Source organism: Arthrobacter globiformis, from assembly GCF_030818015.1.
Classification (GTDB): Bacteria; Actinomycetota; Actinomycetes; order Actinomycetales; family Micrococcaceae; genus Arthrobacter; species Arthrobacter globiformis_C.
In genome coordinates, this window is the sequence record NZ_JAUSZX010000001.1 from 4,563,282 (window position 1) to 4,576,492 (window position 13,211).

At 62.3% G+C, this 13,211-nt stretch carries 11 protein-coding genes; 6 read left to right on the plus strand and 5 right to left on the minus strand.

The window, feature by feature from the left end; all coding sequences use genetic code 11:
* Window positions 1-4 precede the first annotated feature (4 nt).
* The 4 genes from QFZ23_RS21375 to benA all read right to left on the minus strand — a co-directional run bounded on the left by QFZ23_RS21375 (window position 5) and on the right by benA (window position 4,485).
* Window positions 5-832, minus strand: a complete 828-nt coding sequence (locus QFZ23_RS21375; protein ID WP_306926046.1) for a 1,6-dihydroxycyclohexa-2,4-diene-1-carboxylate dehydrogenase — start codon at window positions 830-832, stop codon at window positions 5-7.
* Entirely contained in the window at window positions 832-2,403 is a 1,572-nt protein-coding gene (benC, locus tag QFZ23_RS21380; RefSeq protein ID WP_306926048.1) for a benzoate 1,2-dioxygenase electron transfer component BenC, read from the minus strand. Before benC ends, QFZ23_RS21375 begins: the two co-directional genes overlap by 1 nt.
* 124 nt (window positions 2,404-2,527) lie before the next feature.
* The gene (gene benB / locus QFZ23_RS21385) at window positions 2,528-3,064 is read right to left on the minus strand and encodes a benzoate 1,2-dioxygenase small subunit (protein WP_102974025.1); all 537 of its coding nucleotides are present in this window, start codon (window positions 3,062-3,064) and stop codon (window positions 2,528-2,530) included.
* 35 nt (window positions 3,065-3,099) lie between these two features.
* Window positions 3,100-4,485 (minus strand): benzoate 1,2-dioxygenase large subunit, encoded by a 1,386-nt coding sequence (benA, locus tag QFZ23_RS21390; protein WP_306926050.1) that lies wholly within the window; start codon window positions 4,483-4,485, stop codon window positions 3,100-3,102.
* A gap of 325 nt (window positions 4,486-4,810) precedes the next feature.
* Between benA and catA the strand changes: the two genes are divergently transcribed.
* On the plus strand, window positions 4,811-5,692 hold the full coding sequence (gene catA / locus QFZ23_RS21395) for a catechol 1,2-dioxygenase (protein ID WP_306926051.1): 882 nt from the start codon (window positions 4,811-4,813) through the stop codon (window positions 5,690-5,692).
* Window positions 5,693-5,784: 92 nt separating this feature from the next.
* A complete protein-coding gene (locus tag QFZ23_RS21400; RefSeq protein ID WP_306926053.1) occupies window positions 5,785-7,068 on the plus strand; it encodes a benzoate/H(+) symporter BenE family transporter in 1,284 nt (427 codons plus the stop codon).
* 1,033 nt (window positions 7,069-8,101) lie between these two features.
* Here QFZ23_RS21400 and QFZ23_RS21410 read toward each other — a convergent pair.
* Entirely contained in the window at window positions 8,102-9,001 is a 900-nt protein-coding gene (locus QFZ23_RS21410) for a LysR family transcriptional regulator (RefSeq protein WP_306926055.1), read from the minus strand.
* A gap of 168 nt (window positions 9,002-9,169) precedes the next feature.
* Here QFZ23_RS21410 and QFZ23_RS21415 point away from each other — a divergent pair, with 168 nt between their 5' ends.
* The 4 genes from QFZ23_RS21415 (at window position 9,170) to QFZ23_RS21430 (ending at window position 13,179) form a co-directional block, all read left to right on the plus strand.
* On the plus strand, window positions 9,170-9,469 hold the full coding sequence (locus QFZ23_RS21415; protein WP_306926057.1) for a Dabb family protein: 300 nt from the start codon (window positions 9,170-9,172) through the stop codon (window positions 9,467-9,469).
* A 2-nt stretch (window positions 9,470-9,471) separates the two neighbouring features.
* Window positions 9,472-10,410: a cyclase family protein gene (locus QFZ23_RS21420; RefSeq protein WP_306926059.1), complete on the plus strand. Its 939-nt coding sequence runs from the start codon at window positions 9,472-9,474 to the stop codon at window positions 10,408-10,410.
* 102 nt (window positions 10,411-10,512) lie between these two features.
* A complete protein-coding gene (locus tag QFZ23_RS21425) occupies window positions 10,513-11,964 on the plus strand; it encodes a purine-cytosine permease family protein (protein WP_306926062.1) in 1,452 nt (483 codons plus the stop codon).
* 132 nt (window positions 11,965-12,096) lie between these two features.
* Entirely contained in the window at window positions 12,097-13,179 is a 1,083-nt protein-coding gene (locus QFZ23_RS21430; RefSeq protein ID WP_306926063.1) for an LLM class flavin-dependent oxidoreductase, read from the plus strand.
* Window positions 13,180-13,211 lie beyond the last annotated feature (32 nt).

The following is a 13,211-nucleotide window of genomic DNA, read 5'->3' on the forward strand; positions in this document are numbered from 1 at the left end:
GGCCCTACCCCAGGTCGCCGCCGGCCACCGGGAGGATGCTGCCGGTCAGGTAGGACGCCTCGTCCGAGGCAAGGAACACGATGGGCGCCGCCTGCTCGTCCAGGGTGCCGTAGCGCTTCATGAACGAGGAATCCACCGTCTGGTCAATGATGGTTTGGTACCAGTCCTTCTCAGTGGCGGATTCGGCGTCGGGCCCGCGCTTGACCTTGCGCGGCGGGGCTTCCGTGCCACCCGGGGCGGTGGCCACCACGCGGATGCCGTGCCCCGCCACCTCCATGGCCAGCGACTGGGTCAGGGCGTTCACGCCACCTTTCGCCGCGGCATAGGGCACCCGGTGCATTCCCCTGGTGGCTACCGAGGAGACATTCACGATCGTGCCGGAGCCTTGCTCCATCATGGCCGGCAGGACTGCCCGGCAGGTCCAGAGCGTGGGAAAGAGCGAGCGGCGGATTTCCTTCTCGATCTTGTCCTCGTCGTACTCCTGGTACGGGCGCGCCCAGATGGTGCCGCCCACGTTGTTGACCAGGACGTCCACGCGCCCGTGGGCCGCTAGCGCGGCCTTGATGGCCTGGGTGGCGCCGGCAAAGGTCTCGAGGTCTGCGGTGACGGACGTGGCCGACCCGCCCGAACCCGACGTCTTGGCGGCCTCGTCGATGCCGCGGGCAACATCGTGGACCAGGTCCGCGCGGTCCACCAGGACCACGGCGCCGCCTTCGGCCCCGATACGCTCGGCCACCTTCTGGCCGATTCCCTGGGCGGCACCGGTGACGACGGCGACCTTGCCGGCGAACCTGCCCGGGGTCACGTATTGCCCGGCGTACGGCGCAGCCATCAGTGTGTGGCCTTGGCGTCGATGGCCCCGACCATTGTCCCCTTGGCATCCTGGGCGTGGGCCATGATGACTTCGCGCAGCCTGGCTTTGTCCCCGCGTTCAAAGGCGTCGACGACGTCAAGGTGGTCCTGCGTGACGCGTTCGAAGATCGGCGTGCCGGTTTCGAAGGCCGCGGCCATCTGGGCGTGGACGTCGAGGCGGCGGTAGGACTCCAGGAGCATCGGGTTATCGCAGATCATGAAGAGGTACTCGTGGAATTCCTCGTTGGTGCGTGCGAACTCCTCGGGATCGGTGATGTTCCCGCCCTGTACCGAGCGGGTGGTGGCTTCGGCCAGACGGCGGAACTGGTGCAGTTGCTCTTCGCTGAGCCTTCCCAGCAGCAGTTCGCTGACCGCAAGCTCCAGGCCCATGCGGGCATCGAGCTGGGCGAAGCTGTCCTCCTTGCGGAAATCCAGCCGGCCGGTCTCCAGCGAGGACACGGCCTCGCCGCGGGTCATGGTGTCGCCGTCGGCCTGGATCTTCTCGGCCGGAGCCGGGGCGCCCGTTTCCGCGTCGCCCCCGGTGGTCTCCTTCGGTGCGAAACGTTCGAAGTAGAAGTTGGCGGGCTTGATGCCTTCGGTGTCCAGCCACTTGGAGACGGCATTGACCATGGGCGGCGGCCCACAGAGGTAGATGTCCACGTCGCCGTCGTTGAGGTGCTTCGGTTCGATGATCTGCGTGACGTAGCCGGTGTGCGGTGCGGAGGTGCCGGGCTCGGAGGCGATGTAGTCCCAGGTGAAGCCGGGCAGCTTCGCCTCGTAGGCGCGCAGCCAGTCCAGGCCCACGATGTCCGCTTCGCGGGTGAGCCCGTAAATGAGGTGGACCGGGGCGGACGGCGGGTTTTCCGCGAGCTTTTCCAAGATGGACAGTAGCGGGGCCAGCCCGGTGCCGCCGGCCAGGAGCAGCAGGGGCCGCTTGGGCTCACGCAGGAAGAACGACCCGTACGGCCCCGTGAACTCGATGGCGTCGCCTACGGCGGCGCGGTCGCGCAGGTACTCGGACATGGCGCCCTGCGGAGTCACACGGACCATGAAGGACGCGTCCTGGACCTCGGGACCGCTGCTGAAGGAGTAGGAGCGCTCGGCATCCGTGCCGGGAACCTTGAGGTTGACGTACTGGCCGGGGAGGAAGGCCAGCGCATCCCGGTTGTCCACCTCCAGGGTGAAGGACACCGTGGTGTCCGTATGCCGGTTGAGCTCCTTGATGGTGGAGGCGAAGGACGCGGCTGCAGTCTTCGCCGATTCCGACGTGGCCGGGATTTGGATGGCCAGGTCGGACTCCGGAACGGCCTGGCATGTCAGCAGATAGCCCTTTTCGAGTTCCTCCTCGGTCATGGCGTCGTCGATGTAGTCGCCCGGGTCGAAGGAGCCGGAATCGCAGAACGCCTTGCAGGTGCCGCAGGCACCGTCGCGGCAGTCCGACGGGATGTTGATGCGCGCCTTGTAGGCGGCATCCATGACGGTCTCATAGTCGCCGACCTTGATGACTTTGGTGACGCCGTCTTCGAAGCTGAGGGCTACTTTGTGGCCCATGGGGTCCTCCTGACTGGCCGGGCGCGTCGTCGCGGCCCGGGAAAAAGTTGTGGCGTGCCCGGCGGGCACGGGGTGGGAGCCGCCGTGCGGCGCCCGTATGTCCCGGGCGCCGGTTGCGGGCAGGTCAGATCATGTAGACGTCCACCACGTGGTGGATGTAGTCGTTCTTCAGGACCACCTTCTTCTTCAGGATCACCGGCTGCGGACCGGACAGGTCCACCGTGTAGTAGCTGGTGCCGAAGTAGGTGTCCGTCGTGTTGTAGCGGAAGTAGAGGGTGAACCAGTTGAAGCGCACCTCCACCTTGCCGCCGTCGTTCGCCAAAACCTCGACGTCCGTGATGTTGTGGCCCGTGCGCGGCTCCGGGAGGGAGGTGGCCGAAGACCTGTCGGTCTTGATCCGGAACACCCGGTCCTCGATGCCGCCGCGGTTGTCGTAGTAGATCAGGGAGATCTCGTTCTGGGGATCCTGCGTCAGCTGGTCGTCCACGTCCCACGCCGGCATCCAGAATTCGGAGTCCGGGTGGTAGCACTCCAGCCATTCATCGAACTGGCGGTCGTCCAGCAGCCGGGCTTCCCGGTAAAGGAACGCCCGGACGGTTTCGAGGGTCGCAATGTCCTCCGCAGTCTTTAGGACCGGGGCGGTGTGGGTCAGGTTGGTCATGGGTTCTGCGCTCTCTGTGGTTCCGGCGGGCTCTGTCAGGCGGTGACGGGGACGGATTCCAGCGCCGAACGCTCCTCTTCCTCCGCAAGGGCCCGGTCCATGACTTCCTTCCAGTACCCGTGCTGGATGGGGTAGAGCCCTTCGTCTTCGGTGCGCACGCCGGAGGCGATCACCCGGGTCATGCCCAGTGCCTGAGCCTGCTCGTCCGGGCCGGTGATCTCGTGGGTGGAGCCGCGGGTCATGTCGTTCCACGGGGCGCTGGTGGCCCAGTAGGTCTTGTTGCAGGAGCGGAATTCCTCCAGGTCGTCCGGTGTGGCCATGCCCGTGGCGTTGAAGAAGTCCTCGTACTGGCGGATCCGCTTGGAACGGTTCTCCTGCGACTCCCCCTTGGGGGCGATGCAGTAGATGGTCACCTCTGTCTGGTCAGCGGAAATCGGCCGGAAGTGGCGGATCTGCGAGGAGAACTGGTCCATGATGTAGACGTTCGGATACAGGCAGAGGTTGCGGGAGATGTTGATCATGAAGTTGGCCATCTCCTCGCCGTACTTGGCCACAAGCTCGTCGCGGCGGTCCCACAACGGGCGGTCCTGGGGGTTGGTCCATTCCTGCCACAGCAGCAGGTGCCCGTGGTCGTAGGAGTAGAAGCCGCCTTTGACCTTGCCCCACTTGCCGGCGTCCATGGCCTTGGTCTTGTTGGCGGAGTCACCGGCGCTGCGGCGGGCAGTGGTCGCCGCGTAGTTCCAGTGCACGGCCGTGACGTGGTAGCCGTCGGCGCCGTTCTCGGCCTGGACCTTCCAGTTGCCGTCGTAGGTGTAGGTGGAGGAACCGCGCAGCACCTCCAGGCCCTCGGGCGACTGGTCGACGATCGAGTCGATGACCTTGGTGGCATCGCCCAGGTGCACCTCGAGCGGGAGCACGTCAACCTTCAGCGAGCCGAACAGGAAGCCGCGGTAGGACTCGAAGCGGGCCACCTTGGTGAGGTCGTGCGAGCCTTCCTTGTTGAAGGTCTCGGGGTACCCGGCGTTCCGGGAATCCTTGACCTTCAGCAGCTCACCGGAGTTCTTGAAGGTCCACCCGTGGAACGGGCAGGTGAAGGTGGTGCGGTTGTCCGTCTTGCGGCGGCACAGCATGGCGCCCCGGTGCGAACAGGCATTGACGAGGCAGTTCAGCTTCCCGTCCTTGTCCCGGGTGATCACCACGGGGGTGCGGCCGATGTAGGTGGTGAAGTAGTCGCCCACGTTGGGTATCTGCGACTCGTGGGCGAGGTACACCCAGTTGCCTTCGAAGATGTGCTTCATCTCGAGTTCGAAGATCTCCTGGTCAGTGAAGATCTCGCGCTTGGCCCGGATGACACCGTTCTCGCGGTCGTCGATCACGGCGTCGGCAAGGACCTCGCGGGCATGGATCAGGTTCTCGGTCATGGCGTGCTCCTTCATTGGAGATTGCTGGACGGATGGGCGGAGGTCCACTCGGGAAGAGGCTTCGGCGGCGGACGTTGTCCAGCAATTCTTGCTGCTCGTGACTAGCCTCACATCAGGCAAATACCTAGGTTCCACCAAGGGTGTCTTTATGTACCGATAATGACTCAAAAGACGCCTAGTTGATATTTGTAGCGTCCTTATCTGCGGGCCTACGATTGAGACCGAGATCACGCGGTGCGGCGCAGGATAAACGACTGGCCCCGCAGCCCGCGTCGGGTGCAGGAGCCCTTCCTGTCCCCAATCAATGAGGAAGGTGGACATCGTCATGACCCAAACCCCAACGGACAGCCGTACGGAAAACGAAGGCACCGCCGTCGAAGCAGGCACCAAGGCAACCGAGCGGTTCGCGGCGTCGGGCAAGCTCTCCAAGGTGGAAGTGTCCAAGGAACGGGTGAGCCTGCTGGCCGGCGCGCTGATCAAGGCCGCCAACGACATCGTCGTCGAGCACCAGGTCACCTACGAGGAGTACAACGCGCTCAAAGCCTGGCTGATCAAGGTTGGGACGGACGGTGAATGGCCGCTGTTCCTCGACGTCTGGCTTGAGCACACCGTTGAGGACGTCAACTCCCAGGACCGTCCCGGCACCGTGGGCACCATTGAGGGCCCCTACTACGTTCCCAATTCTCCGGAACTTCAGACGCCCGCCACCGTTGAAATGCGCGACGGCGAAGAGGGCACCCCGCTTCGCTTCAGCGGCCAGTTCACCGACACCGAAGGCAACCCCATCCAGGGTGCCCAGGTGGAGATCTGGCACGCGGACGCCGCCGGCTTCTACTCCCAGTACGCCCCCGGCCTGCCCGAGTGGCTCTTCCGGGCCACCGTCAAGGCCTCGGACGACGGCCGGTTCGAAATCAACACGATGCGTCCGGCGCCCTACCAGATCCCCACGGACGGGGCCTGCGGGCAGCTGATCAGTGCCGCGGGCTGGCACGCCTGGCGTCCGGCGCACATCCACATCAAGGTGTCCGCACCGGGCTACGAGCCGGTAACCCAGCAGCTGTACTTCCCCGGCGACCCCCACAACGCTGACGACATCGCCTCGGCAGTCAAGCCTGAACTGATGCTGGACCCCCGTCCCCGCACCGACGGAAAGGGCGAGGAAGTAGTTTATGACTACGTCCTGGCCAAACAGGGCCAGAAGAAGTAGCACGCAAACCGGGAGATCCCCCCCAAACGGAGGCGCTCCGGAGCTGATGCTTCGGAGCGCCTCCGGTTTTTCCGCGCCAGCCAGGAGTTCCGATGAGCCATCCCCGCCCCGACCTGCCCGCCACGTCCGTCGGATCAGCCGCGCTGGCGCCTGAGCCGGAACCCTTACTGGAACGCCCGACGGTCCGGCCCGCAGGCCCGCGCCGGATTCTTCGCGACCTGGGCCTGTCCTATGTCTCCAACGGGGCCATCGGGCTCATTTTCGCGGCGTCCGGACCCATCGCCGTCACCCTGGCCGTCGGAACGGCGGGCGGCCTGACCCAGGGCCAGCTGTCGTCCTGGGTTTTTGGCATTTTCTTTTCCGGCGGGGCGGCCACGCTGCTGATGTCACTCATTTACCGGCAGCCCCTGGGCTTCGCCTGGTCCATCCCCGGCACGGTTCTCCTGGGACCTTCCCTGCAGCACCTGCCCTTCCCCGAAGTCGTCGGGGCCTTCTTCACCTCCGGCGTGCTGATCCTCGCCCTGGGCGCCACCGGGGTGGTGCGCAAAGCCATGGCGCTGGCGCCCATGCCGATCGTGATGGCCATGGTGGCCGCGGTGTTCCTGAAGTTCGGCACGGACATCGTCGCCTCCACCCAGGACAACCCGGCCGTGGCTGCCCCGATGGTGGCCGCGTTCCTGGTGCTTACTGCCGTTCCCATGCTCGGCAGGTATCTGCCGCCGGTCCTGGGCACGCTGGTGGCAGGCTGCATCGCCGTGGCTGCCAGCGGCCAGTTCAACCTTTCACACGGCGGACCGCTTCTGGCCACCCCGGTTTTCACCGCGCCTGAATTCACGTCGGCTGCCCAGCTCGAGCTGGTGGTTCCCCTGGCCCTCACCGTGCTGTTCGTTCAAAACGGCCAGGGCATCGCCGTCCTCCGCGCCGCCGGCCACCATCCGCCGGTGAATGCCTTCGCCATTGCGTCCGGCGCCTTCTCGGTACTGAACGCAGGGTTCGGGGCCGTTTCGGCCTGCGTCACAGGTCCCACCAACGCCCTGTTGACGTCGTCAGGGAAGCTCCAGCGCCAATACACGGCCGCCGTGGCGTACGGCCTGCTGGCCCTGGTGTTCGCAGCGTTTGCCCCCACCCTGACCCGGCTGATGCTGGCCGCGCCCAAGGAGTTCGTCCTGGCGCTGGGTGGCATCGCGATGCTGCGGGCCCTCCAGCAGGCCTTCGTCACAGCCTTCGCAACCAGCTTCACCCTGGGCTCGCTGGTGACGTTCGTGGTGACCATCTCCGGCATGAACCTCTTCAACATCCATGCAGCCTTCTGGGGCCTGGTGATTGGCTACGGGGTGTCCAGGCTTCTTGAGCAGAGGGACCATTTGGGTCTCTAAGTCGGCCAACCTGCAGCGTCGTCCGCGTACAGGCCCATCCCGGCTTACGTGACCGGGATCCATCAACTCCTCCTCCCACAAGGCCAGGTCCTGAGTGCGGGACAGCTGGAGTATCGCGGCAAACCGCGGCTAATGATGATGCCGGGGCAATCACCCAGTTCAGTCAACGCGACTTTACGCCGCCAGCCGCGACGCGGTGATCGAAAAGCCCCGCAGGTTCGGCTCCAAAACCGTTCGGGCCGCGGTGGCTGCCAGTAAGCCCTGGATCCGGGCGGCAAGAATCCGTGAACAGAGAGCTATGGAGTTTCGGCGTTAGGTGGCGGCGTTTTGTATCGCTTCGTGTCGCTAGTTCCCGATGACCAACACGCTTGCTGCTGCTTTCACGACATCATCGGTGATGGTTCCGAGCTGGTTGGTTTTGAGGACGCGGACGATCTGCGGGACAAGCCGTTCGAGGATCCGGAAGTGGCCTCCAAAACAAAGTGGGGCTCTCCCCGGCCCGAGGGCGCGGCATCGATGCGAGAGGCCGAGACGCGATCGCAGAACGCCGCCACTTACCGGCAGAATTCACAACAGAGAGGGCCCGGTCGCGCCGTTCCGCGGGACATCCCCCAACGAACAGGGCAACCCGCCCGCAGGCATCGAGGCCGACCAGTTTGGGCACACCCCAACCTGACAATTGGCAGCCCGAGGTGCCGTGCCCCCGTCGGCGTAGCTTTTTACGGAATCTTCATTATCGGCTTTTGAATGGGTCTTCGCGGCATGACCGAAGACTGGACGCTTCCGCTCCTCGTCACCGCAGGCCTCATGGCGGTCCTCACCATGACCTCGGTGTTTGCAGGGTGGAACCGGGAAATCAGGGCCTCAACCTGACCGACTAACACTAGTGGTTAGTTACCAGACGGGTGTGGTCCGGCTTGCATGACTTCCGGGCAGTTCCGCGGCGCGAAGGGCACTGCGATTCTCCACCGACGGCATCCCCTCGGTTAACCGGGTGCATCTGTGGGAGCACCACAACCGTGCCGTCGGGATTCTAAGGCTGCCAATGGTTGTTCTCGGGCAGCTCGGATAGGTTGATCAGCTCAAGAAACGCATGCGTCGCGGGGCTGGGATTGAATCTGCTCCAAGCTACATATTCGGATCGTGACGGCCCGTCGGTGATCGGGATGCTGACTAGGGCCGGATGGCGCGGCACATATCCTGCAGGTAGGAGCGCCACGGCCAGGTTGTGGCGTATGAGATCCACGGTGAGATCCGTAGCCATTGATTCGAAGGCTACTTCTCGGTGGATATTCGCTGCAGCGAAGGCCTGATCACTCTCGTCGCGTGCCGGAGTTCCGCCCGGAAAATCCGCAAATGTCTCCTGGGCCAGATCACATAGTTTTATTTCGCGAGAGTTTGCCAGACGATGTTCTTGGCTGGTCACAGCGACCAGCGGATCAGAACCCAAATGCCGCCACGACACTCCCTTTGGTTTACGGTTTTCCGGCAAACCGAGGAAGCCCACGTCAAGATCTCCCCGCGCGATAGAAGTTTCCAGTTCGTCGCTGCCGCCGGCCTGCAACATGATGTGGATTTGTGGATGAGCTTCTCTGAATTCTCGCAAGGAGGCTGAAACGTTGATTGCGGTCACTGTTGGAATGACGCCTACGCGCAGGCGACCGGTGATGTGCCCTGCCGCCGCTGCCGCGTCAACTGCGGCACGTTCTGCAGCATTGAGGGCGGTACGGGCTGCTGCGAGGAAGGCCGTACCTGCTGCTGTCAGTTCAACGCGTCTGCTTGTCCGATTGAACAGCGTGACGCCCAGTTCCTCCTCCAAACGCTTGATCTGGTGACTCAATGCTGACTGCACCACGAAACAGCGCGCGGCCGCTCGAGTAAAGTTGCCTTCTTCTGCCACGGCCGCGACGTAGCGGAACTGTTGTAACTCCATCCATCTATGATCCATATCGATTGTTGTGATGACAAGTATGTGTTGGACTCATAGAGCTGGGCACCGGCAAGATGGCATTACACACGAAAAAGACCAAGAGTGCACACGGCGTCCAAGCGATGCGAACGCAATAGCGGTGGTCCTCTTAGATCGAGAAGGAGATCAGTTTTGATCAGGCACGTATTCATGTGGCAGGCGGCAGAAACGGCTGAAAACTCGGCCATCCTTGACCTTCTGACCCAGCTTTCAGACAAGCTGCCCGTCATCCGTAGCTGGGAACTTGGCGGCCACGTCGGCGAACCCAACGAGAACGGTGATCCGTGGGACGGTGTCCTGATCACGGACTTCGATTCCTGGACTGACCTTGAGTCTTACTCGTCCGACCCGTTCCACGAAGAGATCGTACAGCAGTTGCTGCCGATGGTGCGCAGCCGTGCCGTCGTCGACTTCATCCGCGAGGCAGAGTAATCGTGACTGCGAATATTGCAGAAACCAGGGCGGGCATCAAGGTCGCGACGAGCCCCTACGGTGCTGACGACGAACTCGGAGCGCTGAACACTCTTGCGTTGGCCGCCCAGACCAACGCCCTGGGCCGTGCAGACACCTCAAAGGTCTATGACCTAAGCGTGGACTACTTTGTGGGCATGCCAAGTTTCCAAGCGGCAGGTGACCCGTCGTACCAGATTTTCATGAGCCACACGCCGGATGGAACCGTCGTGGACAACCTCAACGGCGCAGGGGACCACGTTAATCAGCACGTCTGCTACTCGGGCGATGTCGTTTTCCTGTATACCCACACTGGCACCCACATCGATGCCCTAAACCATTTCGGCGTTGACGGTGCCATCTACAACGGCTTCACAGCCAAGGAACATCTTGGCAGCCGTAACTGGACCAAGGGTGGCGTGGACACGATTCCGCCAATCATCGCCCGCACCGTGCTGCTGGACATCGCCAAGCTCAAGGGCGTGCAGTGCCTTGAGGACTCCTACGCCATCACGATTGAAGACATCGAAGACGAACTGCAGCGCACCGGTTTGACTATCGGGCAGGGCGACGTCGTGTTTGTGCGTACAGGACGGATGGCTTTCTGGCCCGACGGCAGCAAAGCACTCGGCAACCCTCCCGGCCTCAGCCTGGATGCATCCCGTTGGCTCACTGCACAGGGAATCAGCGTCATCGGCGCGGACCAGGAATGCGTGGAGGTTGGTCCCAGCCACCACGAAGACAACTGGCTTCCCGGGCATTGCCACTTCCTGGCAGAGGCCGGCGTACCGATGATTGAGTTGCTGAACCTCGAAGAGCTCTCGGCAGACGACGTCAACGAGTTCTGCGTCATTGCGGCGCCAATTCGCCTCAAGGGAGCAACGGGTGCGCCAATCCGCCCCATGGCTCTGAAGCTGATCTAATTCCGCGAACGCGGAAAACAGTTCACCCGTTCAGGTCTAGCTTGACGTGAACGACTATCGAAATAACCAGGGAGCCCAACGGTGAACAGCAGACCGGACCCAATGTCCAGTTTTGCTCAAGAGACCACGGGCTATCAGTTCCAAGTTTCAAAGGAGAAACTCATGGATCTCAAGGGCACAAACAACACGGTCGAGGTTACAGACGCCTTGTACCGTACTGGTTCCGACGAGGACCAGATGGGCAAATGGTCACTGCTGATGGCGTTCTACGGCATCGCCAGCGCCATGTTCATGCTCTACATCGGCGCAGCCATGGCGGTCGCATACGGCACGGTCAACGCGATCATCGGCATCGTGCTAACCATTATCACTTACAGCCTGATCAATCGTGTGTTGGCGAAGCATTCGATCAACAACCGCACCACTGTCGCGCGGTTCTCCCGGACCATTCTGGGGAAGGCCGGCACGATTATCGCCAGTGTGATCTTGGCATTGACGGCCATCTACTACGCCGTGTTCGAGGGCGCAATCGTGGTGTACGCCTTCCAAGCGGCCTTTGGCGGCGAACATTGGATCTGGAGCCTCGTGGTCGTAGCTTACTCCACGCCCCTCATTCTGGGCGGAGTCCGACGTTTCCTGGACAAACTCAACGGTTGGCTGCTGCCGCTGTACCTGCTGGGATTGGTCGTCATGGTGGTATGGGCCGGGGTGAAGTTCGGGTTCACCGATGCCTGGCTGACCCAAACTCCCGGAGAGCTTCCCCTCGCGGCCGGCGGCCCTGGATGGCTTGCCACCTTCGCAGCATACTTGGGCGTGTGGGTGCTGCTGATGTACACCATGGATTACGCGGCGCTCGGCAAGCGGCAGGACACCCGGTTCCACACTAAATACACATTCACTTGGCCGTTCTGGACACTCACCTACGGCGTGAACGCCCTGGTAGGCATCTTCCTGACCTTCACGATTCCCGGCCTGCAAGTTTCGGAATCAGGCCTATCCGGCGGGCTGGTGGCTTTGATGGGGCCGATCGGCCTTGTCCTCGTCCTCGTCTTCCAAACTCGAATTAATACCGCCAACTATTTCATCGGCGCAGCCAACCTGCAGGAATTCGGGGAGCGGCTGTTCCGAGTAAAGCTTCCAGCAGCGTTCTGGGTGATTGTCTCCTCGGTGATCATCTACCTGCTGATGCTGCTGCCGGTCATCCAATACCTTCTGCTCGCCTTGGCATGGCAGGGAGTACTGGTCAGCGGATGGGTTTCAATCGCCCTCACGCACATCCTCCTAAACCGGACACGGAAGGAAGAACACGGTCTGCTCGGAGACGAACACTACAAGCAGGTCCACTACCCGGGACTGATCGCCTGGGTCGCAGCGACCGTGGTTGGCATCTTCCTCACAAGCGCCTTCCCTTGGGGTGCAACGTGGGGCCCAATCGCAACAGTCGTTGTAGCCAGCGGCCTATATACCGGGCTGAGGGGTGCTTTTAGGCAGCACAGTGCCCTGCACCTGGAGACCAAAGCCGGCACAACACGGGCCTTAACGGAGGCGGGGTAACCGGCGACTGAACAACAGCAGCGACCGCACCTGACCTCGGCCAGGACCCCGCCCAACCGGACCAAGGGCAGACAGCAACCAGGATCGCAGCGACCGTACGCAATTCACAACAATGAAATTGGAGAAGTAGCAATGAAACTCGGAGTCTTCCTTCCGAATGGTCAAAACGGATACATCATTTCGGAAAACGCACCGCAGTACGAGCCCTCCTTTGAACACTGCCTGGAGATCGCACAGGAGGTCGAAAACATTGGTCTCGACTTTGTCCTCTCGATGATCAAATATCACGGCTTTGGCGGCAAAACCGGTTACTGGGATGGTTGCCTCGACTCGGTCATCCTGGCTACTGGCATCGCCGCCCTCACCAGCAAGATCGATGTATTCGCAACGGTTCCGATCCTCGGTATTCCTCCAGTGATCGCGGCCCGCCAGCTTGCGACCTTCGATGAGATTGCCAAGGGGCGGGGCGGCGTAAACCTTGTAACCGGCTGGAATCGTCCTGAATACGAACCCATGGGTCTGTGGCCAGGCGACGACTACTACGACAGGCGCTACGACTACGCAGCGGAGTACGTACAGATCCTTCGTGGGCTCTGGAGAGACGGGCGCACCACGTTTAAGGGTGAGTTCTTCGATATTCAGAACGCGACGTGCTTGCCGAGCTCGGGTCGTGAACTCCCCATTGTCACCGCCGGACAGTCAAAGAAGGGCCAAGAGTACACCGCGCACCACGGTGACTACAACTTTGTTTTTGCAGATCGTGCGCTATTGCCACAGATCACGAAGCCGATGAACGAGGAAGCAGAGCGGGTTGGGCGTACAGTCGGCAGCTATGCTCTCTTTACGATTATCGCCGCGGAGACCGACGAAGAGGCATTGGCAAAGACTCAGCACATCATTGACGGTCGTGACCTGGAAGCGCTCAAAAACGTTGCTGGCAGTGCGTCTCTCGACCCTCAGACCGGAGGCACCAGTGCACACTTCGTCGCGGGGCTCACTGCGCCTGCTGAAGAGGGCAACCTGACCTTCATGAGCTTTCCGGTCATTCACGGCTCCTACGAGAATGTGGCTGAGCAGATCGCCACGATGGAGCGTGATACGGGTGCGGCCGGCGTGCTCATGACGTTTGTGGACTACGTGCCGGATATCAAGATATTCGGCGAGAAGGTCCTGCCGCTCGTCCGCGAAAAGCTGGCCGCGCTCCAGCCTGCCTAAGAGGCCAAAGTGCACTGCCAGGCTGGTCCTGT